The following is a 21,248-nucleotide window of genomic DNA, read 5'->3' as shown; positions in this document are numbered from 1 at the left end:
TCAGGTCGTGCGGCTCTTGGCCATTGGCGGATTGGCCGCGAAATACTGCTTGATGCCCTTGGTGATGGCGCTGGCCAGCTGGTCTTGGTAGCTGTCGTTCTTCAGCTTCGCTTCCTCTTCCGGATTCGAAATGAAGGCCGTCTCGACCAGGATCGAGGGGATGTCCGGCGCCTTCAGCACCGCGAAGCCGGCCTGTTCGACCGCCGCCTTGTGCAGGCGGTTGATGCCGCCGATTTCGCCCAGCACCGCCTTGCCCAATTTGAGGCTGTCGTTGATCTGGGCCGTGGTCGAGAGGTCGAACAGCACGCTTGCCAGCTGCTTGTCGTGCCGCGCGAGATTGACGCCGCCGATCATGTCGGCCTTGTTCTGGTCGTTCGCCAGCCAGCGCGCCGCGGTCGAGGTTGCGCCCCGTTCGGACAGCACGAATACCGAGGAGCCGCGCGCGCTGGGCGTCGTGAAGGCATCGGCGTGGATCGAGACGAACAGGTCGGCCTGTACCTTCCTCGCCTTTTCCACCCGGGTGCCGAGCGGGACGAAATAGTCGCCGTCGCGGGTGAGCATCACGCGGGTATTCGGCAGCGCTTCGAGCTTGGTCTTCAGGCGCTTGGCCACTTCCAGCACGATGTCCTTTTCGCGGGTGCCGGTGGCGCCGATCGCGCCCGGGTCTTCGCCGCCATGGCCGGGGTCGAGCGCAATGGTCACCATGCGCACCACGTTGTTGGCGGGTGCCGCCGCTTTCGGCTCCGGCTTGCCGGGCGTGGGCGTCGGCTGCACCGGGCGCGCCGGCGGGTTGCCGCTCATCGCGGCGATCTCCGCTTCCAGGCGCGCCACCGGATCGGGGGCAACGGGCTGGTTCGACGTCGCCGGCACGGCCGGCACCGCGGTCGGGGTGCCATCGCCGGGCGACCATTCGCCTTTTTCGATCAGCGAGGCGATCGGATCCGGCGCCTTGACCGGGTACAGGTCGAAAATCAGGCGGTGCTTGTATTCGGCGATGGGCGCGAGCGTGAACACCTGCGGCTTGATCTCTTCCTTCAGGTCGAACACCAGGCGCACCACGTTCGGGCGGTTCTGGCCCACGCGTACCTGCTTGATGTACGGGTCGTTCGACTCGATCTTGGCGACCAGGCTTTTCAGGGTGCTGTTCAGCTCCAGGCCGTCGATGTCGACCACCAGGCGCGGCGGATCGGGCACGAGGAAATGCTCGGTTTTCAGCTCGCTGTCGTTTTCCAGCGTGACGCGGGTGTAGTCGTCGGCCGGCCAGACGCGCACGGCCAGGATCTGCGCGGCGCGGGCCGGCAGCGGCGCGAGCACCGACAGCAGCAGCGTACCGCCGGCTTTGAGCAGGGTGCGGCGGCGGCGGGCAGTCGAATTCAGCGGGGCGGAGGGAAGGAGAGGCGGTCGAGGCATAGCAGACCCAGTTGGGACAACGCCTGCAATTCTACCTCACGGCCGTGGCCGCTGACTGTAAGCAATATTCGGACGTCGGGTGGCGGCAACACTGGATCGCCCTTTTCCGGCCATTCGACGATGCAAATGTTGTGACCATTGAAATCTTCCCGGAAGCCGGCGTCGAGGAATTCCTCGGGACTGGCCATCCGGTAGAGGTCGTAGTGGATGATGTTCACAGGCTCGCCGCCGACCTGCACCCGGTAGGGTTCCGACAGCGTGTAGGTCGGGCTTTTCACGGTCCCTTTGTGGCCGGCGGCCTGGATCAGGGCGCGCGTGAGCGCCGTCTTGCCGGCGCCGAGGTCGCCGTGCAGGTAGATGACGAGGCCAGGCACGATGGCATGCGCCAGGGCGGCGCCGAGGGCGATGGTCGCCGCTTCATCCGGCAGGTGGGCTGAGAAGTGCTGCATCAATTAGAATACCGTGTTTGACGTCAAGTTACGTGGCGCGCCCGCGCTGCGATTGTCCAGTTTGCCAGTATGTCCACACCCACTCCCGACCTGCACGAACTGACGCGCGCCATCAAGGCATGGGGCCGTGAACTCGGCTTTGCCGACCTGCGCATCGCCGATGTCGACCTGGCGCACGCGGAAGCGGGCCTGCAGGCCTGGCTGGCGGCGGGTCACCATGGCGAGATGGATTATATGGCAAGCCACGGGATGAAGCGTGCCCGCCCCGCCGAGCTGGTGCCCGGCACCGTGCGCGCGATCGTGGCGCGCATGGACTATTTGCCCCTGAAGGACGGCGACTGGCGCGCGCGGGAAAGCGCCCGCCAACTGGAGCCGGGCGCGGCGGTGGTGTCGATGTATGCGCGCGGCCGCGACTACCACAAGGTGTTACGCAATCGCCTGGCCCAGCTGGTCGAGCGCGTCAAAACGGAAATCGGCGAGTATGGCTACCGGGTGTTCACCGATTCGGCGCCGGTGATGGAATTGCCGCTCGCGGAAAAAAGCGGGCCTGGGCTGGCGCGGCAAGCACACGCTGCTGCTTTCGCGCGAAGCGGGCTCGACCTTCTTCATCGGCGAGATCCTGGTCGACCTGCCGCTGCCGGTCGACGCGCCGGCCAGCGGCCACTGCGGCCATTGCAGCAACTGCATCGACGCCTGCCCGACCGGCGCCATCCTCGGCCCCGGGCGGCTGGATGCGCGCCGTTGCATTTCCTACCTGACGATCGAACTCAAGGGGCCGATTCCATTGGCCTTGCGGCCGCTGATCGGCAACCGCATCTACGGCTGCGACGATTGCCAGCTGGTCTGCCCCCTCGAACAAGTTCGCTACCCGCGCCGTCGTGCCCGATTTCGACGAGCGCAACGGCCTGGGCGAAGCGAGCCTCGTGGAATTGTTCGGGTGGGAAGAGGAGGAATTCAATCGCCGGCTGGAGGGCAGCCCGATCCGGCGCATCGGTCACGAGCGCTGGCTACGCAACCTGGCCGTCGGCCTCGGCAATGCGGCAGGCGCGCGCCGCGGCGACCCGCTCATCGTGGCGGCACTGCATGCACGCGCGCAGCACCCGTCCGCGCTGGTGCGCGAACACGTGGCGTGGGCCTTGAGCTGCCATGCCGATTCATGACGCGCCTTGCATGATGCGCGGCGCAGGCGGCACAAGCCCGAGGCTCATACTTCGATGCGTTTCGCACGCAGGGCCGACCAGTCGCCATCGATCGAGATCATCGCCACGGCGGTGATACCGTTTTCCTTCAGATAGGCGTTGATCGAGTCGCGATTGATATCAGTGGCTTTCGAGGCCGTCTGCTTCAGGTAGGCGATCCACAGGGAGCCCTTGTCGCCCAGGCGCTCCTTCGCCTGCGGCAGGTATTGCTCGAGGTCCTTGCGGTTCAGGCACCACAGCATGATCACGTCGAAGGGGCCGTCGCCTTCCTGTATCAATTCCTGCGGAAGCTGCGATACGACGGTGGGGTGCACCCCGCCGTTGATGACCTGCATCGACTTCGCATTGCGCAAAAACATCCTGTCTGCAACTGTCTTTTCGTTCATCTGCTTTCCCTAAAGAAGTTGGCATCGCACGAGCGCAGGCGGCGACGCGTTCAAGTTGATTTTACAAGCGATCCTCCAAACAGGACGTCCTGGCACGTCCTGTGCGCACCGTGGACAAACCACGTGGCCAGGTTCGGTAGCGCGTCTTGCGCTGCCTAAAAGTGCGGGGAATGGGTGCGGGAGGGATGACAAACAGGTAGGGGCGGATTCGGGGATCGCAAGAGGCTGGTTGGAGCGGTTTGCTTGGGCTTGTGGGGCTGTTGCCTGTTCTGTTCGTGGGGCCTTCAATCCGCGTGGGCACAGGTGCCCACCCTACGGGAAATTGTAGTGGCGAGCTCATGCGAACCCCGAACCAGCTAACGTGTCCCGTAGGGTGGGCATTCATGCCCACGCGGATGGAATGCGCCACGAACAGCACAGGCAACAGCCCCACCAGCGCGGCACCAACAGGCGCTACTTCAACAAGCCCGCCAGCTCCACCGCCGTCTTCACCTGCATCTTGTCGAAGATATGCGCCCGGTGCACCTCGACGGTCCGCATGCTGATGCCCAGCTCGTCCGCCACCACCTTGTTCATCTTGCCCGCTAAAATCAGGTCGAGCACTTCGCGTTCGCGTGCCGACAAGGTTGCCAGCCGCGCCTGTACCTGGGCCGCGCTGGCAGCCGCGCGCGAGGCGGCCAGGGCCTGGTCGACGCGGTCCATCAGCTGGTTGTCGTTGAAGGGTTTTTCGAAGAAGTCGAAGGCGCCGCGCTTGAGCGAATCGACCGCCATCGGCACGTCGCCATGGCCGGTGAGGAAGATCACGGGCAGGCGCGGCAGCAGGCCGCGGCTGATGATCTGGTCGAACACGGCGACGCCATTCATGTCGGGCATGCGCACGTCCAGCAGCACGCAGTCGCCGCCGGTGTCGGGCTCGCCCAGGCTGTCGAGGAAGGCCTGGCCGCCCGCGTGTTCGCGCACCGCCAGCCCGCGCGATTGCGCCAGCCAGGCGAGGGCGTCGCGGATTACGTCTTCGTCGTCGACGATATGCAGCATGCGGGTCTCCTGTTGGATTTATTGTAGCTCGGCGGATGCGCCCTGGCGCGGCAGGCTGAATGTGAACACGGTGCCGCCGCCCGGGTTCGGCGCATGCGTCAGGGTACCGCCATGGAACTCGATTGCGGTGCGGCAGATCGACAGGCCCATGCCCATGCCTTCGGCCTTGGTCGAGAAGAAGGGGGAAAACAGGCGCTCGGCCACATCCGGTGCAATGCCATGGCCGTGGTCGATCACCGAGACCGACACCTGGCTCGGGTCGGCGGCAGCCGCGATGCGCAGGATGCGCCGCTCCGGCGCCACCTCGGCCATCGCCTCGATGCCGTTCCTCGTCAGGTTCAGCAGCACCTGTTCCAGCATCAGGCGGTCGGCCAGCACCGGCGGCAGCTGCGGCGGCAGGTGCACCTGCAGCGCCACGTAGGATTTGCGCGCCTGCAGCTCGACGAGGGCGCGTACGCCGTCGATCACGCTCTTGATTTCCACCTGTTCGCGCTGCGGTTCGCTCTTTTTCACGAACTCGTGCACGCTCTTGATGATCTGGCCGGCGCGCTGGGCCTGCTGGCGCGCCTGTTCCAGCGCGCGGCGCAGCAGGTTTGGTTCGACCGGCACGCCACTGTCGGCGCGTTCCAGCACGTTCAGGGCGCCTGCGGTATAGCTGGAAATCGCCGCCAGCGGCTGGTTCAATTCGTGCGCCAGCATCGACGAGATCTCGCCCATGGTGGCCAGGCGGGCGCTTGCTTCCAGTTTTTCCTGCTGCTGGCGATTGAGTTCCTCGGCCTTCTTGCGGTCGGTGATGTCGAGGATGGAACTCATCCACCCGGTCTGCTCGCCGCGGCTGTCGCGCAGGGGCGCCTCGAACACGAGCACCGGCACGCGCACGCCGTCCGAGCGCTGGAACACGGTCTCGAACTGGGGCGTGGCGGTACCGGCCAGCACGGCGGCGAAACGCTCCTCGTACTCGGCCATCGCTTCCGGCGCCCAGTAGGGCATCGGCGGCTTCTTGCCCAGCAGTTCTTCCGGCGGCAATCCGACCATCTGGCAAAAGGCTTTATTGACATAGGTGACGCGTCCTTCCAGGTCGCGTGCGCGCAAGCCCGTCATCAGGGAATTCTCCATCGCCGTGCGGAAGGCCATCTGCTGGCGCAGCGCGCCCTCGGCGGCGAGGCGACGCGAGATGTGGCGCCACAAGGTAAGCAGGCTCAGCAGCAGGCCGAGGGCGAGCACGATGACAGAGCCGACCAGCAGGTTCGGCAGCAGGCGCGGCGCGCCCTTGACGCTGTCGGTGGCCAGCACGATCGAGGCGCCCGGCAGGTCGAGGGCGCGCCGGTGCGTGTAGACGCCGCGCCCGGGGCCGCCGTCGGCCCGCGATGCCACGATCGCGTCGTTACGATCGAGCAGGGAGAGGGCGTTGTCCTGCGCGAACCACCGGGCACGGTCTCGTCCAGCAGGATCTTGAGGCTGTAGGTGGCGACGATGCTGCCTGCGTAGGTAGCTTCGCGATACAGGGGCAGGTAGTAGTCGACCAGGCCGGGCGCGTGGCTGCTTGCGCCATAGGGCTCGGTGTAGCGGCCGGTACGGGTCAGGCGCGCCATCTCGTCGGTCTCGCGGCCGATCGCGTCCAGGCTGCCCCCCCGCCGGCTCGGCGCCATGGTGCGCCAGCACGCGGCCGTTCGCGTCCAGCCACAGCACGCGGCGCAGCTCGTGGCCGTTCTTGAACATCTGCGCCAGGCGCGCGCGCAATACGTCGGGTGGGGGCGGGGTGCCCACCAGGTCGGCGCCGAGCGTGGCCAGTGCCTCTTCGCTGCGCGCGAGTTCGAAGCGCAGCGTCTGTTCGACCCACAGGGTGTCGGCGATCAGCTGCTCCTGGCGCTCGTTGCTCTCCATCTGGCGCGCCTGCCAGGGCAGCCAGAGCAGCACGGCCAGGAACAGCAGCACCAGCAGCACCGGCACCAGCCAGCGCCAGGGGCGCGACAGGTGGGCACGGCGCGGCAACTTGAACGGATTTTTCATGCGCTACCGTGGATGGTTTCTCAAGCTGATGCTATTGTGGAATTCCACAATTGCAACGCGAAATGCGGGCAAGCAGACTCGCCAGCGTTGGTAAATACATCACTGCCGAATACAATACGCGATTCAACGTGATCGATAACGTCAAGGAGACAAAACATGCAGATCAAAGCGCTCGTCGCGGCTTTCGCCGTGGCCATGTCGATGAACGCCGCCTGGGCCCAGGCACCCATCGTCATCAAGTTCAGCCACGTGGTGGCCACCGATACGCCGAAAGGCCAGGCCGCCGAGCGCTTCAAGGCGCAAGCCGAGAAGCTGACGAACGGCCGCGTCAAGGTCGAAGTGTATCCGAACAGCCAGCTCTACAAGGACAAGGAAGAACTCGAAGCGCTGCAGCTGGGCGCGGTGCAGATGCTGGCGCCGTCGCTGGCGAAATTCGGCCCGCTCGGCGTGAAGGAATTCGAAGCCTTCGACCTGCCGTACATCTTCCCGTCGAAGACGGCGCTGTACTCGGTTACCGAAGGCCCGATCGGCAAGGGCCTCTTGAAAAAGCTGGAGCCGAAGGGCATCACGGGGCTGGCTTACTGGGATAACGGCTTCAAGATCATGTCGGCCAACAAGCCGCTGCATACCCCGGCCGATTTCCGCGGCCTGAAAATGCGCATCCAGTCCTCGAAGGTGCTCGACGCCCAGATGCGTGCGCTCGGCGCCAACCCGCAGGTGCTGGCCTTCTCCGAGGTCTACCAGGCGCTGCAGACCGGCGTGGTGGACGGCACCGAGAACCCGCCGTCGAACATGTACACCCAGAAGATGCACGAGGTGCAGAAGCACCTGACGGTATCGAACCACGGTTACCTGGGCTACGCCGTCATCGTCAACAAGAAGTTCTGGGACGGCCTGCCGGCCGACATCCGCGGCCAGCTCGAGCAGGCCATGCGCGATGCCACCACCTTCGAGAAAGCGATCGCCCAGCGCGACAACGACCTGGCCATGGAAGCCATCCGCAAGGCCGGCAAGACCACGATCTACAACCCGACCCCGGCCGAACAGGCACAGTGGCGCAATGCCCTGCTGCCGGTGCACAAGCAGATGGAAAGCCGCATCGGCAAGGACCTGGTGCAGGCGATCAGCCGCGAGACGGCGAAGAAGTAAGCGGTACCATCAAGCAGGCAGGCGCCGCGGCTCCCGGCGGGATCGCGGCGCCGCCATGCTCGCAGCGCAGGCGGCCCGCGCCCGCGCGGCCTGCCCATCCCATCCGAAAGACACCATGAAATACCTCGATCGACTCGAAGAGTGGATCATCGCGACCCTGATGGCGGCGGCAACGATCGTCATCTTCATCGCGGTGGTGCACCGCTACCTGTCCGGCGTGCCGATCCCGGCGATGCAGGACTTTCTCATCCAGATCAATACCAGCTGGGCCCAGGAACTGTGCATCTACATGTTCGTGTGGATGGCGAAATTCGGCGCAGCCTATGGCGTGCGCACCGGCATCCACGTCGGCGTCGACGTGCTGGTCAACCGCCTGAACGAGCGCTGGCGCGCCAAGTTCATCGTGCTCGGCCTGCTCGCTGGCGCGCTGTTTACCGGCATCGTCGGCACCCTCGGCGCCAACTTCGTCTGGCACATGTCCGAGACCGACCAGACCTCGGCCGACCTCGAATGGCCGATGTGGATCATCTACCTGGCCGTCCCGCTCGGCTCCTACCTGATGTGCTTCCGCTTCCTGCAGGTAACGGTGGGCTTCCTGCGCACCGGCGAAGTGCCGCACCATGACCATGGTCACGTCGAAGGCCTGGGCGGCCTCGATGACGACGACCTGCCGATTTCGAAAGGTGTCGTATGAACGCGGCCATCATTTTCATCCTGCTGCTGCTGTTGATGCTGACCGGGATGCCGATCTCGATCTCGCTCGGCCTCACGGTGCTCGCCTTCCTGTTCACCATGACGACGGTGCCGATCGAATCGGTGGCCCTGAAGCTCTTCACCGGCATCGAGAAGTTCGAGATCATGGCGATCCCGTTCTTCATCCTGGCCGGTAACTTCCTGACCCACGGCGGGGTGGCGCGGCGCATGATCCGCTTCGCCACCTCGATGGTCGGCCACTGGCATGGCGGCCTGGCGCTGGCCGGCGTCGTCGCCTGCGCGCTGTTTGCGGCGGTGTCGGGTTCGAGCCCGGCCACGGTGGTCGCGATCGGTTCCATCATCCTGCCGGCGATGGTCAAGCAGGGCTACCCGAAACGCTTCGGCGCCGGGGTGATTACCACTTCGGGCGCGCTCGGCATCCTGATTCCGCCTTCGATCGTGATGGTGATGTATTCGGTGACGACCAACACCTCGGTCGGCCAGCTGTTCATGGCCGGCGTGGTGCCGGGCCTGATGCTGGCTTTCCTGCTGGGCCTGACGACCTGGGTCATCGCGAAAAAGCGCGGCTACCCGCGCATGAACCGCGCCACCTGGGGCGAGCGCTGGACCGCCTTTCGCCGCAGCGCCTGGGGCCTGTTCCTGATCGTGATCGTGATGGGCGGGATCTATTCCGGCATCTTCACGCCGACGGAAGCGGCAGCGATCGCCGCCGTGTACGCCTTCATCATCGCCGTCTTCGTCTACAAGGACTTGCGCCTGGCCCAGGTCGGCAAGGTGCTGCTGGACTCGGCCGCGCTGTCGGCCATGCTGCTGTACATCATCACGAACGCCGTGCTGTTCTCGTTCCTGATGACGAGCGAAAACATCCCGCAGCAGATGGCCGGCTGGCTGACCGACCAGGGCCTGGGCGTGATCGGCTTCCTGCTGGTGGTGAACATCTTGCTCTTGCTGGCGGGTAACGTGATGGAGCCTTCGTCGATCGTGCTGATCATGGCGCCGATCCTGTTCCCGGTGGCAATGAAGCTGGGGATCGACCCGATCCACTTCGGCATCCTGATCGTGGTGAACATGGAAGTGGGCATGTGCCATCCGCCGGTGGGACTGAACCTGTACGTGGCGTCCGGCATCACGAAGATGGGCATTTCCGAGCTGACGGTGGCGGTGATGCCGTGGCTGCTGACGATGCTCGGTTTCCTGCTGCTGGTGACCTATGTACCGGCGATTTCGCTGTGGCTGCCTAACCTCATCTACAATTGATTTTCGAAAAACGTATATAAAAATCTATTCTTTTGAAGTCACAGTTGCGTTATGATGGAGCGCTGTCGGCACCCATACGGTGCACGGCGCCCGGACATCGCGTCTTGGGGAGGGCAGAGAAAAAAACGGTAGTCCATACCGGAGATCATGTGAGGAGACACACGTTCGACAGAGCCTGCGGGTACGCCTAGCGGCCGGGACGTGACCATGATTCAAGAGCGCACTTACGGTGCGCTTTTTTTTGCGTGTGCGATTTGTATTGACGCTGGCTCAACGTAGGGTGGGCACTTGTGCCCACGCGGTCGTGCGGATGATTGCCGCACTCTCGCCCGCGGCGGTATATGTACCCATCGCTGGGTGTGATGCCGCGTCCGTGCATGCGGTGAGACCGCGTGGGCACGAGTGCCCACCCTACGAAATTCTCACGCCGCCAATTCCTCCAGCGTCCTGGCATCCACCGGCCGGCTGAACAGATACCCCTGCCAGTTGTCGCAGCCGATCCCTGCCAGGAAGGAGCGCTGGGCCTCGGTTTCCACCCCTTCCGCAATGATCCCCAACCCCAGCGATTTGCCCAGCGCCACCACGCTGCGCGCGATCGAGGCGTCGTTCGGGTCGTCCAGCACGTCGCGTACGAAGCTCTGGTCGATTTTCAGCTGGTCGAGCGGCAGGCGCTTGAGGTAGCTGAGCGAGGAGTAGCCGGTGCCGAAGTCGTCGAGCGAGAAGCGGATGCCGTGCTCGCGCAGGGCGCGCATTTTGCCGATGGTTTCCTCGACGCCTTCGATCATCAGGGTCTCCGTCAGCTCGAGCTTCAGGCGCGCCGGGTCGGCGCCGCTCTCGTGCAGGATGGCCAGGGTCTCGGCCACGAAATCGGGCTGCAGGAACTGGCGCACGCTGACGTTCACGGCCAGGGTGAGGTGGGCGGTGGCGGGCGCGGCGGCCCACAGCGCCAGTTGCTGGCAGGCGGTGCGCAGCACCCAGCGGCCCAGCGGCAGGATCAGGCCGGAAGTTTCGGCAATCGCAATGAAGCCGGCCGGGCCGACCAGCCCACGCTGCGGATGCTGCCAGCGCACCAGCGCCTCGGCCCCCGTGAGCGTGCCGCGGCCGTCGACCTGGCCCCGGTAGTGCAGCACGAACTGGGAACCGAGCAGGGCGGCACGCAGCTCGGATTCGACCACGGTGCGGTAGGTGACTTCCAGCTCCATCGACGGCTCGAACAGGCGCAGCGTATTGCGGCCATGGCGCTTGGCTTCGTACATCGCCAGGTCGCCGCGGCGCATCAGGTCGTCCAGCTGCTGCTCCTGGCCGCTGCACAGGGTGATGCCGATGCTGCAGGTGGCATGGTAGATGGCGCCGGCTACCTCGAAAGGCTCGCGCAGCGCGGCCAGGATTTTTTCGCCGACCGTTTCGGCGTGGCGCTGCGCTTCCGCGTCATCGGCGCCCACCGCTTCGAGCAGGATCACGAATTCGTCTCCGCCCAGGCGCGCCACGGTATCGCTCTCGCGCGCGCAGGTCTGCAGGCGCGCGGCCACCTGCTGCAGCAAATGGTCGCCAACGACATGGCCGCGGCTGTCGTTGAGGTCCTTGAAATTGTCCATGTCGAGGAAGAGCAGGGCGCCGACGCGCCCGTTGCGCCCGTGCTGGCGCAGGCAGTGGCCCAGGCGCTCGTAGAGCAGGCGCCGGTTCGGCAGGCTGGTGAGCGGATCGAAGTAGGCCAGCTGGACGATCTGCTCGTCGGCCTGCTTCTGCGCGCTGATGTCGGACTGGGTGCAGACGAAGTTGGTCAGCACCCCGGCGGCGTCGCGCACCGCACTCACCGTCAGCCAGGCCGGATAGGCCTCGCCGTTGCGGCGCCGCGTCCAGACCTCACCCTGCCAGCTGCGGTCGGCGCGCACGGCATCCCACATGCGTTCGCGGTAGTCCTCGCCCTCCTGGGCCAGCGAAAAGGCGGGGAGGGGCGTGCCGGCAAGCTCCTGCGGCGGGCAGCCGTGCAGGCGGCCAAAGGCCTCGTTGGCCTCGACGATCAGCGCGTCCGGCCCCAGCACGCACATGCCTTCGCCCGACTGGAACACGATGGCGGCGATGCGCAGCGATTCCTCGGCCTGCTTGCTGGGGGTGATGTTGGTGGTGATGCCGCACAGGCCATACACCTCTTCGCCGCGTACCAGCGGAAGCTTGGTGGTGTGGTAGATCCCGTCGCCGATGCGTTCTTCCGAGACGAAGCGCTGGTGCTCCTCGAACACGGCCAGGTCGCCGGCGCGCGTCATGCGTGCCATTTCCGGCCCGAACAGGGTGTCGTCACCCTGGCCGATGATGCAGCGCGCCGGGCGGTTCAGCAGGCGGCATACGGCGCCGTTCACGTACTGGTAACGCGAATCCCGGTCCTTGATGTAGATGAGGCTATCGACGCTGTCGAGGATGGTGGTGAGCTTCTGCTCGTTCTCGCGCAGTTCGCGCGTGCGCACGGCAACCTCGGTGCGCAGCCAGCTGGCCACGGCCAGGGCCGACAACAGCAGGCCCACCGTGGCCGCCAGCACCCACCACAAGAGCGGCGGCATGGCGCCCGGTTCGCCGGCGGCCTGCCAGCGCCGCAGGGTGGCGAAGTAGGCGGAATGCGGGTCCTGGGTCCAGGTCTCGAGGTGGCGGTCGATGGCCTCGAGTACGGCCGCATGGCGTCCCGGGGTAGCGGCATAGAACAGCCGCGCCGGCTGGAACACGACCGGCGTGGCCTCGAAGCGGTGCGCCTTGGCCTCGATCTCGCCGAAGAAGTGGTTGGCGGCGACCGCGTCGGCATCGCCCGCTTCGACCATGTCGAACGCGCCTTCCAGCGAGGCGGCGGGCAGCAGGACCGCGCCGGCGCCGTAGCTGGCCAGCAGCGCGGGCAGGTTGTGGGCCTGGACCGAGCCGGCCAGCACGGCGATGCGGCGCCCCTTCAGGTCGGGCAGGGAACGGATGCCGCTGCCCCGGCGCGCATACACCTGCGACCAGCTGTGCAGCGCCGGCACGCGGTGGAAGGCGAAGCGCTGCGCCCGCTCTTCGGACCAGGCGACGTCGGGCAACAGGTCGATGCGCCCCGCAGCGAGGGGCGTCGAGGCAGGCCGTCCATTCGCAGGGCACGAACTCGAGCGTCCAGTGTTCGGCGCTGGCGAGGTCGCGCAGCAGGTCGACCAGGATGCCGGAAGCCTGGCCATCTTCGCCCATGAATACCTTGGGGGGCGTTCGAATGGATGCCGACCCGCAGCGCCGTGCGCGGCTGCGCGCCGGCCTGGGCCAGGCAGCCCAGCAGGAACAGGAAAGCCAGAATGCGGGTGACACGCGGCATAGGGTCGGCTCCGGTATGGAGCGCCTGACCGATCGCGGCGGCGGCATGCGGCGCTGCGCTTGCAGACCCTGTGCAAGCGTGCGCACGCATGCGCCTTGTCCCGATACCGTTTTCAGGCGTACTCGCCCACAGCATAGACGTTTTTGCGCGACACAGCCGCCACGGAAGAGTAATTGCTCAGGCGAAAAAGTGGTGGTGGAGGCCGCGCGCGAGGAGTAAACTGCGGGGATGAGCACACAACAAGGCAGCGAGCTGTTTTCCGCCATCGTGGCGGCCCCGTTCGGCGCGATCGGCGTCCGCACCGAAGGCGAGCGGCTGCGCGAGCTGGTCTACCTGCAGCCGCGCTTCGAGGAAAAAGTCAGCCGAGAACGCGACGGCGGAAGCGGCCGCGCGCCAGGTCGAAGCCTACCTGCGCGACCCGGACTTCCGTTTCGAGCTGCCGCTGTTCGAGGCCGGCAGCGCCTTCCAGAAACGCGTGGGGACGCGATCAGCGCGATCCCGCGCGGTACCGTTCGCACCTACGGCAACATCGCCAAGGAAATTGGCTCGGCCCCACGCGCGGTCGGCCAGGCCTGCGGCGCCAACTGGTTCCCGCTCGTCATCCCCCTGCCACCGCGTGACGGCGGCCGCGGGACTGGGCGGCTTTGCCAGCAACGACGACGAGAACGGTTTTCACCTGTCGGTCAAGCGCTGGCTGCTGCGTCACGAAGGCGCCACCGCATCCCCATGGCAGCAGCAGTCGATCTGGGATTGATCGACGAGTTCTGCGACACGCTATGGCTCGAGCAGGGCCTGGCGAAGAACTCGCTCGACGCCTACCGCCGCGACCTGCGCCTGTTCGCCGGCTGGCTGGAAAGCAAGCGTCCCGGACGCGGCCTGCTGGCGGCCGCCGCACCGGACCTGGCCGCCTATTTCGCCGAACGCCACCCTGACACCAAGCCGAGCACGGCGAACCGGCGGCTGTCGGTGCTAAAGCGCTTCTACCAGCTGGCGCTGCGGCGCGGCCAGGTGGCCGAAGACCCCTGCCTGAACATGGCCAGCGCGCGCCAGCCAGACCCGCTTCGTGCACACGCTCAGCGAGTCCCAGGTCGAGGCGCTGCTGGCGGCGCCCGACGTGTCGACCCCGCTCGGCCTGCGCGAGCGCACCATGCTCGAACTGATGTACGCGAGCGGCTTGCGCGTATCGGAACTGGTGGCCTTGAAAGTGGTCGAACTCAGCCTGAACGATGGCGTGCTGCGCATTACCGGCAAGGGGGCGAAGACGCGCCTGGTACCCTTCGGCGAAGAGGCGCGCACCTGGATCGAGCGCTACCTGAAGGATGCGCGCGGCATCATCCTGAACGGCCAGGTCGACGACGCCCTGTTCGTGACCGGCAGGGGCGGGCCGATGACGCGCCAGATGTTCTGGATCCTGATCAAGAAGCATGCATTGAAGGCGGGCATCAAGGCGCCGCTGTCGCCGCACACGCTGCGCCATGCATTCGCCACCCACCTGCTGAACCATGGCGCCGACCTGCGCGTGGTGCAATTACTGCTGGGCCATTCGGACATTTCGACCACACAGATCTACACCCATGTTGCGCGCGAGCGCCTGAAGCACCTGCATGCGCGCCACCATCCACGGGGTTAATTCAAATGCCGCAAGCTTAACTGGCGCATAATAGTCGCGCACTACTCCTTTCAAGTCACAAGAGGTAATCATGGCCAAAACCAACTTTTCGTACGAGAAGCGGCAACGGGAACTGGAAAAGAAACGCAAGGCGGAAGAAAAAGCCAGGCGCAAGGCGGAAGCAAAAAACAATCCGCAGGGGGCTGGCGTAGAGCAGGGTGAAGAGGGAGGGGACGAGGACGAGGCCGAGGTGAGTGCGGATGCGCAGGAGACGCAAACGCCGTAGGGTAGGCGGCTACACCGGGCGCGGTGCGGTCCTGCGGCCTCCGCGCCGCCTACGCGTTCAGCTCAAGCATGCACTGCGGCGACAGTGCCCACCCTACGTTCTGAATGACGATAACGCGCCGCAGTGTTCGCTTCGAAGGAAGCCAACACTGCGGCGCGTTCGGCGTGGGCACGGGGCGCCCACCCTACGTCAAGCCGACTCTTTCGCCATGATCGGCGCGATGTCGCTTCCCACCTCCTCATGCCCCTTGGCAAACCAGCGCCGTGCGCGCTTGCCGAAGCTGTCGAGGTAGCTGTAGGCCACCGGCACCACTACCAGCGTCAAGAGGGTTGACGTGATCACGCCGCCGATCACCGCGCGGCCCATCGGTGCCTGGGTTTCGCCGCCGTCGCCGGCGCCGATCGCCATCGGCAGCATGCCGAAGATCATCGCCAGCGTCGTCATCAGGATCGGCCGCAGGCGTACTTGCCCCGCTTCCAGGATGGCCGCGAACTGGGCTTTGCCCTCGCGCTGGCCGTGGTTGGCGAAGTCCACCAGCAGGATCGCGTTCTTCGTCACCAGGCCCATCAGCATCACCACGCCGATCACCGAGAACACGTTCAGCGTGGTGCCCGTCGCCAGGAGCGCAATCAGCACGCCGATGAGCGACATCGGCAGCGACATCATGATGGCGATCGGCTGCAGGAAGGAGCCGAACTGGGAGGCCAGCACCAGGTAGATGAAGATGATGGCAATGACGATGGCCGAGCCGAAGTTGGCCATCGTTTCCGCCATCTGCTGGGCGTCGCCGCCGACGTCGAAGCGCACGCCTTCGGGCAGTTCGATCGATTTCATCGCCTTGTCGATGTCGCTGTTGACGTCGCCCGACGGGCGGCCTTCCACACCGGCGTAGATCGCCACGCGGCGCTCCAGGGCCTGGCGCTTGAGCACCTGCGGGCTGAACGAAGGCACGAACTCGACCACCTGGCGCAGCGGCACCATGATCGGGTTGCCGGCGGCGTCGACCTTGTTCGAGGCCAGCGACAGGTCGGCCAAATCCGCCACCTTCTGGCGGCCACTCCTCGGCAACTGCACGTTGACTTCATAGTTCTGGCCGTCCGGTGCCAGCCAGTGGCTGATCTGGTCGCCGCCGACGAAAGGACGCAGCGCCGCGCCGATCTGCTGCACCGACAAACCGAGATCGCTTGCCAGTTCATTGTTGATCTTGATGACGGTCGCCGGATTCGCGCCTTCCTGGCTGTATTCAAGGTCGGCCACGCCCTTGATCGCCCGCATCTTGTCCATCAGCTTGTGAGCGACCGCATCGAGCTTGGCCTCGTCGCGGCCGAGAATCGCGATGAAGATCGGCTTGTTACCGACCGACATCGTGATGCCCGCAATCGAGGACAAGCGTGCGCGAATCACCGATTCCATCTCTTCCTGCGAACGGCGGTGCGTCTTTTTCACATCGGTGAGTTTCAGGATGACATGGGCATTGTTGTGGCCTTCGTCCTGGCCGATGTTGCTGCTGATCGCCTCGATTTCCGGATAGCTGCGCAGCACGTCCTCCACCTGCTTCACCTTGCCGTCGGTGTAGGCCAGGCTCGATCCGACCGGGGTCTTGAACTGCATCTCGATGAAGCCGTTGTCGGTTTTCGGGGCGAACTCGCCGCCGATCATCGGCACCAGCATCAGGCTGCCGGCGAAGATGCCGAAGGCCAGCGCCAGGGTGGTCTTGCGCCAGCGCAGGGCCAGCGCCAGCACCTGGCCATACCAGCCGTGCACGTGCTCGATACCGACCTCGATCTTCGCCATGATGCGTCCCAGCCAGGGGGCGTACTTGAAGCGGTCCTTTACCGGATCCGGCCACACCGAGGACAGCATCGGGTCGAGCGTGAAGCTCACGAACAGCGACACCAGCACCGCCACGGCCACGGTCACGCCGAACTGCAGGAAGAAGCGGCCGATGAGGCCATCCATGAAGGCGATCGGCACGAACACGGCGACGATCGCGAAGGTCGTGGCCATCACGGCCAGGCCGATCTCGCTCGTGCCTTCCTCGGCGGCGCGCAGGTGGCTCTTGCCCATGCCCAGGTGGCGCACGATGTTCTCGCGCACGACGATGGCGTCATCGATCAGGAGGCCAATGCACAAGGAAAGGGCCATCAGGGTCAGGAAATTCAGCGTGAAGCCGAAGTAGCGCATCGCGATGAAGGAAGCGAGCACCGAGATCGGCAGCGTCAGGCCGGTAATCACCGTGCTGCGCCAGGAGTGCAGGAACAGGAAGACGATCACCATCGTTAGCAGTGCGCCTTCGATGATGGTGCGCTTGACGTTGTCGAGCTGCTGCTGGACCGTGGTCGACTGGTCGTCCATCACGCGGAATTTCACGTCGGCCGGCATGGTCTTGCGCAGCTCCTCGACCATCTTGATGATGCCGGTGCCGACCTGCACGGTATTGGCGTCCTGCACCTTGGTGATGTCGAGCGAGACGGCGCGCACGCCGTTCACGCGCGAGATCGAGGTCTCTTCGCGTTCGCCGTCGACCACGTCGGCCACCTGCGACAGGTAGACCGGGCCGCTGGCGCGGCGTGCCACGATGATGTTGTTGAATTCGCGCGCCTCGCGCATCATGCCTTCCACCCGCACGAGGCGCTCGGCGGCGCCGTACTGCAGGTTGCCGGCCGGCAGATTGGCATTCGTGGCCTGGATCGCGCGCAGTACCTCGTCGATGCCGATGTTCTGGCTGCGCAGCTGCTCCGGTTTGACGTTCACCAGCACCTGGCGCGTGGCCATGCCCCCGGTACGCACTTCGCCCACGCCGGCCACGCTCTGCAGGCGTTTCACGATCACCTGCTCGGCCAGCGTCGACAACGCGCGCAAATCACGCCCGTTCGAGGTGACCGACAGGCGCACCACCGGCTGCTGGTTCTCGCCGTCGGCGCGGATCAGGAAGGGTTCCTTGACCTCCTTCGGGAAGGTCGGACGCACGCGCGCCACCTTGTCGCGCAGGTCCTGCATCGCCTTGTCCATGTTGGTGGCGATGTGGAATTCGACCGACACGCCGCTGCGGCCTTCCCAGGAGTTGCTGCGGATGTTCTTGATGCCGCTGACCGTGTTGATGACTTCCTCGATCGGCCGGGTGACGTCGTTCTCGACCTGCTCGGGTGAGGCGCCGGGATAGCGGGTCTCGACCCAGGCATGGGGGATATCGACGTTCGGCATGCTCTCCACGCCCAGCGTGCGGTACGAGAACAGGCCGAGCACCATCAGGCCGACCATGACCATGGTGGCGAAGACGGGGTGGCGGATGCTGACTTTGGTGATCCACATGGCTCAGTCCTTCTTCGCAAGGGAAGAAGGGGCGCGATTCGCTTCCACCGGCGCCGGGGCACCGGTTGACGCTCCCGGCAGCTTCACGGCACTGCCCGGCTTGATGCCATCGAGCGGCACCGCCAGCAGCACGGCGCCTGCGTCCAGGCCGGCGGTCACCTCGGCCAGGCCATCGTCCTCGTTGCGCATGCCCAGCTGGACCGGTTGCACCGCCACCTTGCCGCCATCGACGCGGTAGACCACGTCACGCTCGCCATCCTTGCGCAGCGCGGCCAGCGGCACGATCGGCCGCGTGGCGGTTTTCTCGGTGGTGATCTCGCCCTTGGCGAACATGCCGGCGCGCAGCAGGTTGCCGGGATTGGCCACGCTGATATACACCAGCATCGAGCGCGAGCCGGCCTCGGTGGCAGGATTGATGCGCGCCACCTTGCCGGTGAAGTCGCGCTTGTCGAAGCCGTCGACGCGGAAGCGCACTTCCTGGCCGACCTGCACGCGCGGGATGTCGGAGGCCGGCACCGGGCGTCGAGCGTCAGGTGCTCGAGGTCGACGATGCTCATGACCGGGCTGTCCGGGGACAGTTTTTCGCCGGCTTGCACGAAACGCTTGCTGACCACGCCGGACAGCGGCGCGCGGATCGCGGTGTCGTTCAGCGCGATGCGTGCCAGGTCGAGCTGGGCACGCGCGGCGTCCACCGCGGCCTGGGCCAGCTCGACGCTGTTGCGGGTCGTGTCGAAGGAGTTTTGCGAAATGTATTTCTGGTCGAGCAGGGCGCGGCTGTTGGCTTCGTTCTTCGTTGCCAATGCCAGCCGCGCGTTCGCTTCCTTGAGCATGGCCTGCTGCTGGGCGACCCTGGCGCGCGCATCGGCATCAATCAGGCGCGCGATGACCTGGCCCGCCGTCACGCTCATGCCTTCGCGCACGCCTGTTTCCAGCACCACGCCCGACACCTTCGACTTGACGGTGGCCTGGGCCAGCGGTGCGAGCGAACCCGACAGTGGCAGGCGCTGCGCCAGTTCGCGCGCTTCCACCGTCACCACGTCGTTCTGCGCCAGTTCGAAAACGGTCGGCTTGTCGTCCTTCTTGACAGCAGCGGGCGCCGGCTTGCCGCCGGCAAACGCAAACCAGCCGCCGCCGGCAAGGGCCACCACGACCGGGGCAATGGCCGGCTTGCGCCAGCGGCGCCGTGTGGAAAGAGGGGTGCTTGCGGAGGAACCCGCAGCCAGCGGCAAGGTTTCGATTTTCATGGCAGCCCTTGTTCGTATTGTTTGAGCAGGATGGAAGAGAGGGCGCGCGTGCTCCACCTTGCCAGCAAGGCGGAGCCCGTGCGCATGGTGGGACTATATGAATTGACAAGGCTTGCCGCCATCGGAATGCGACAAAGAGTGGAATCGGGACGCTGAAGTGCAGAAAAGGCGGACGGAGCGCGGGCGCGCAGCCCGCCCGCGCCAGCTCATCAGGACGTGTGCGCGAGGGTGGCGGGCGCGCGAAGGCGCCGCGCCTCAGGGTTGAAGGCGCGCCGGCGCGGCGCCAAAAACGGGCTACAAGCCGGCGTCCATCTGGCCGCGTGCCTCGTCGAACAGGCGGATGCGCGCCAGCACCTGGCCGTGGTCGGAGGCTTCCGGCAAGGCCAGGTCGAGGTGGTCGTTCAGGTAGAGCACTTCCAGCACCTCGCCGATGGCGCTGGGCAGGGCGGCATTGAATTCCTCGGAAACGAGGATGTGGTCGATGGTCGAGTAATGGCCTTCGTGCACGCTGGAAAGCCCGGGTTGCGCGCATGGTCGAGCCGGCGCTGCACGCCGGTGGCGTCGTACAGGCGGTCGGCCAGCGGGGTACCGGCCCCCAGCACGATGCTGGTGGTGACGGAGTCGGCGACGTCGTTGAAGTCGCCCAGCACCACGCGCGGGCGGCGGTTGGCGCGGCCCATTTCGGTCAGCAGCACGCGCAGCGCGGCCGCCTCGGTGCCGCGCCGGATCAGCGAGCGCAGGCAGGCGAGCGCGTACAGGGTCCGGGTCTTCGCCGGTGTCGCCGGTGCGGTAGTCGGGGCGGCGCGACTTCAGGTGCACGACGACGACGTCGACGCGCACGTCGGGCGTGAGTTCGATCACGGCATGCAGCGGCGCGCGGGTGAAACGGGCGGCGTCGCGGCTGCCCACGGGAAGCTCGATGCCACGCGGGAATTCGAACATCTGCATCGCCGGGGCGGCCAGCGGCAGGCGCGACACCAGCGCCACGCTGGGCGTCAGGCGCATGGCCGCCGGATCGGGATCGAAGCCGATGTGGAATGCTTCGCGGTAACGCCTGGTGCGTGCCAGGACTTCCTTCAGGGTCGCTTGCGAAAAGATCTCCTGGAAGCCGATCACGTCGGCATCGAGCAGGTCGAGCTGGTGCGCCGTCCAGTTCAGCTTGGCCTCGTATTCGGCGGGCGTCGTCGGTAGCAGGTTGTCGTACAGCTTCACGCCCGGCGGCGCCAGGTTACACACGTTAAAGGTGGCAAAGCGTATTTCTTGCTGCATAATAGAAACCCTTTATTCCAGTGTTTAGCGTATCACGCATGGCCAAGAAAGAGCACGTGTCAGAGACACCCGCTACCGGGTTCCTGCGCAAGCATGGGGTGGGTTTCTCGGAGCACCCTTATGACTATGAAGAACATGGCGGCACGGCGGTGTCGTCGCGCGCGCTGGGCGTGGCCGAACACGACGTGGTCAAGACCCTGGTCATGCAGGACGAGGCGGCGCGGCCCCTGATCGTGCTGATGCACGGCGACTGCAAGGTGTCGACCAAGGAGCTGGCGCGCCAGATTCCCTGCAAGAAGGTAAAGCCCTGCAAGCCGGAGGTGGCGCAGCGCCATTCGGGCTACCTGGTCGGAGGTACCTCTCCTTTCGGCACGCGCAAGGCGATGCCGGTCTACGTCGAGGCGAGCATCCTCGCGCTCGAAAAAATCTATATCAATGGCGGCCGCCGCGGCTACCTGGTCGGCATCGCGCCCGCCGTGTTGACGGACGTTCTGGGTGCCAAAGCCGTGCAATGTGCGCTGGCTGACTGACTAGCCGTAGGGCAACAGGCTAGTGTATATTCACGAGCCCGCCAAACGGGACCCAGCTACACATAACGAG

General features: G+C 65.7%; 13 protein-coding genes and 6 pseudogenes. 8 read left to right on the top strand and 11 right to left on the bottom strand.

Going from position 1 to position 21,248, the window contains the following annotated elements; all coding sequences use genetic code 11:
* Genes G4G31_RS00145 through G4G31_RS28765 form a run of 3 tightly spaced genes read right to left on the bottom strand, consistent with a single transcriptional unit; the run spans window position 1 to window position 2,078 of the window.
* Window positions 1-1,410: an N-acetylmuramoyl-L-alanine amidase gene (locus tag G4G31_RS00145; RefSeq protein WP_182989794.1), complete on the bottom strand. Its 1,410-nt coding sequence runs from the start codon at window positions 1,408-1,410 to the stop codon at window positions 1-3.
* On the bottom strand, window positions 1,374-1,859 hold the full coding sequence (gene tsaE / locus G4G31_RS00140; protein WP_182989793.1) for a tRNA (adenosine(37)-N6)-threonylcarbamoyltransferase complex ATPase subunit type 1 TsaE: 486 nt from the start codon (window positions 1,857-1,859) through the stop codon (window positions 1,374-1,376). Before tsaE ends, G4G31_RS00145 begins: the two co-directional genes overlap by 37 nt.
* Window positions 1,860-1,862: 3 nt before the next feature.
* Window positions 1,863-2,078, bottom strand: coding sequence for a hypothetical protein (locus G4G31_RS28765; protein ID WP_229425706.1), 216 nt, complete (start codon window positions 2,076-2,078; stop codon window positions 1,863-1,865).
* Between G4G31_RS28765 and queG the strand changes: the two are divergent.
* Window positions 2,049-3,019, top strand: a pseudogene (queG, locus tag G4G31_RS00135) (tRNA epoxyqueuosine(34) reductase QueG). The gene G4G31_RS28765 and the pseudogene queG overlap by 30 nt on opposite strands.
* A 44-nt stretch (window positions 3,020-3,063) precedes the next feature.
* Here the strand turns inward: queG and G4G31_RS00130 are convergent.
* From G4G31_RS00130 to G4G31_RS00120, 3 genes are all read right to left on the bottom strand, one after another.
* The gene (locus G4G31_RS00130) at window positions 3,064-3,417 is read right to left on the bottom strand and encodes a DUF3052 family protein (protein ID WP_229425239.1); all 354 of its coding nucleotides are present in this window, start codon (window positions 3,415-3,417) and stop codon (window positions 3,064-3,066) included.
* Window positions 3,418-3,897: 480 nt separating this feature from the next.
* The gene (locus G4G31_RS00125) at window positions 3,898-4,479 is read right to left on the bottom strand and encodes a response regulator transcription factor (RefSeq protein WP_182989791.1); all 582 of its coding nucleotides are present in this window, start codon (window positions 4,477-4,479) and stop codon (window positions 3,898-3,900) included.
* 18 nt (window positions 4,480-4,497) lie between these two features.
* Window positions 4,498-6,489, bottom strand: coding sequence for a PAS domain S-box protein (locus tag G4G31_RS00120; RefSeq protein WP_308621951.1), 1,992 nt, complete (start codon window positions 6,487-6,489; stop codon window positions 4,498-4,500).
* Window positions 6,490-6,645: 156 nt separating this feature from the next.
* Between G4G31_RS00120 and G4G31_RS00115 the strand changes: the two genes are divergently transcribed.
* The 3 genes from G4G31_RS00115 (at window position 6,646) to G4G31_RS00105 (ending at window position 9,609) form a co-directional block, all read left to right on the top strand.
* Window positions 6,646-7,638, top strand: a complete 993-nt coding sequence (locus G4G31_RS00115; protein WP_182989790.1) for a TRAP transporter substrate-binding protein — start codon at window positions 6,646-6,648, stop codon at window positions 7,636-7,638.
* Window positions 7,639-7,753: 115 nt separating this feature from the next.
* The gene (locus G4G31_RS00110) at window positions 7,754-8,332 is read left to right on the top strand and encodes a TRAP transporter small permease (RefSeq protein WP_182989789.1); all 579 of its coding nucleotides are present in this window, start codon (window positions 7,754-7,756) and stop codon (window positions 8,330-8,332) included.
* Window positions 8,329-9,609 carry a TRAP transporter large permease gene (locus G4G31_RS00105; RefSeq protein ID WP_182989788.1) on the top strand — a complete coding sequence of 427 codons (1,281 nt, stop codon included), beginning with the start codon at window positions 8,329-8,331 and terminating at the stop codon, window positions 9,607-9,609. Before G4G31_RS00110 ends, G4G31_RS00105 begins: the two co-directional genes overlap by 4 nt.
* Before the next feature lie 422 nt (window positions 9,610-10,031).
* On the opposite strand, the gene G4G31_RS27315 is transcribed toward G4G31_RS00105, so the two are convergent.
* Window positions 10,032-11,966 (bottom strand): putative bifunctional diguanylate cyclase/phosphodiesterase, encoded by a 1,935-nt coding sequence (locus G4G31_RS27315; RefSeq protein ID WP_374011335.1) that lies wholly within the window; start codon window positions 11,964-11,966, stop codon window positions 10,032-10,034.
* Between the two features lie 15 nt (window positions 11,967-11,981).
* A pseudogene (locus G4G31_RS28760) lies at window positions 11,982-12,797 on the bottom strand (substrate-binding periplasmic protein); the annotation flags it as partial.
* 359 nt (window positions 12,798-13,156) lie between these two features.
* On the opposite strand from G4G31_RS28760, the pseudogene G4G31_RS00095 reads away from it, so the two are divergent.
* The 3 genes and pseudogenes from G4G31_RS00095 (at window position 13,157) to G4G31_RS00085 (ending at window position 14,823) form a co-directional block, all read left to right on the top strand.
* A pseudogene (locus G4G31_RS00095) lies at window positions 13,157-13,682 on the top strand (methylated-DNA--[protein]-cysteine S-methyltransferase).
* Window positions 13,655-14,558: pseudogene (gene xerD / locus G4G31_RS27825) on the top strand (site-specific tyrosine recombinase XerD). Before G4G31_RS00095 ends, xerD begins: the two co-directional pseudogenes overlap by 28 nt.
* Window positions 14,559-14,628: 70 nt before the next feature.
* Window positions 14,629-14,823: a hypothetical protein gene (locus G4G31_RS00085; protein WP_182989787.1), complete on the top strand. Its 195-nt coding sequence runs from the start codon at window positions 14,629-14,631 to the stop codon at window positions 14,821-14,823.
* A 189-nt stretch (window positions 14,824-15,012) separates the two neighbouring features.
* On the opposite strand, the gene G4G31_RS00080 is transcribed toward G4G31_RS00085, so the two are convergent.
* The 3 genes and pseudogenes from G4G31_RS00080 to G4G31_RS00070 form a co-directional block, all read right to left on the bottom strand.
* Window positions 15,013-18,135 carry an efflux RND transporter permease subunit gene (locus G4G31_RS00080; protein WP_182989786.1) on the bottom strand — a complete coding sequence of 1,041 codons (3,123 nt, stop codon included), beginning with the start codon at window positions 18,133-18,135 and terminating at the stop codon, window positions 15,013-15,015.
* A 3-nt stretch (window positions 18,136-18,138) separates the two neighbouring features.
* A pseudogene (locus G4G31_RS00075) lies at window positions 18,139-19,379 on the bottom strand (efflux RND transporter periplasmic adaptor subunit).
* A 294-nt stretch (window positions 19,380-19,673) separates the two neighbouring features.
* Window positions 19,674-20,648, bottom strand: a pseudogene (locus G4G31_RS00070) (endonuclease/exonuclease/phosphatase family protein).
* Between the two features lie 38 nt (window positions 20,649-20,686).
* Here G4G31_RS00070 and G4G31_RS00065 point away from each other — a divergent pair.
* Window positions 20,687-21,178, top strand: coding sequence for an aminoacyl-tRNA deacylase (locus G4G31_RS00065; protein ID WP_182989785.1), 492 nt, complete (start codon window positions 20,687-20,689; stop codon window positions 21,176-21,178).
* The last annotated feature ends 70 nt before the right edge of the window (window positions 21,179-21,248 follow it).

Origin of the sequence: Massilia sp. Se16.2.3 (assembly GCF_014171595.1) — a bacterium.
In the GTDB taxonomy this organism is placed as follows: Bacteria; Pseudomonadota; Gammaproteobacteria; order Burkholderiales; family Burkholderiaceae_D; genus Telluria.
Note: the sequence above shows the minus strand (reverse complement) of the source record. Positions and strands in the feature narration are given on the sequence as shown.

Coding starts and splice junctions, on each gene's coding strand:
- G4G31_RS00065 (WP_182989785.1), top strand. CDS start 20,687: ATGGCCAAGAAAGAGCACGTGTCAGAGACACCCGCTACCGGGTTCCTG.
- G4G31_RS28765 (WP_229425706.1), bottom strand. CDS start 2,078: ATGGTGACCCGCCGCCAGCCAGGCCTGCAGGCCCGCTTCCGCGTGCGC.
- G4G31_RS00110 (WP_182989789.1), top strand. CDS start 7,754: ATGAAATACCTCGATCGACTCGAAGAGTGGATCATCGCGACCCTGATG.
- G4G31_RS00120 (WP_308621951.1), bottom strand. CDS start 6,489: ATGAAAAATCCGTTCAAGTTGCCGCGCCGTGCCCACCTGTCGCGCCCC.
- tsaE (WP_182989793.1), bottom strand. CDS start 1,859: ATGCAGCACTTCTCAGCCCACCTGCCGGATGAAGCGGCGACCATCGCC.
- G4G31_RS00105 (WP_182989788.1), top strand. CDS start 8,329: ATGAACGCGGCCATCATTTTCATCCTGCTGCTGCTGTTGATGCTGACC.
- G4G31_RS00080 (WP_182989786.1), bottom strand. CDS start 18,135: ATGTGGATCACCAAAGTCAGCATCCGCCACCCCGTCTTCGCCACCATG.
- G4G31_RS00115 (WP_182989790.1), top strand. CDS start 6,646: ATGCAGATCAAAGCGCTCGTCGCGGCTTTCGCCGTGGCCATGTCGATG.
- G4G31_RS00130 (WP_229425239.1), bottom strand. CDS start 3,417: ATGTTTTTGCGCAATGCGAAGTCGATGCAGGTCATCAACGGCGGGGTG.
- G4G31_RS00125 (WP_182989791.1), bottom strand. CDS start 4,479: ATGCTGCATATCGTCGACGACGAAGACGTAATCCGCGACGCCCTCGCC.
- G4G31_RS00085 (WP_182989787.1), top strand. CDS start 14,629: ATGGCCAAAACCAACTTTTCGTACGAGAAGCGGCAACGGGAACTGGAA.
- G4G31_RS00145 (WP_182989794.1), bottom strand. CDS start 1,410: ATGCCTCGACCGCCTCTCCTTCCCTCCGCCCCGCTGAATTCGACTGCC.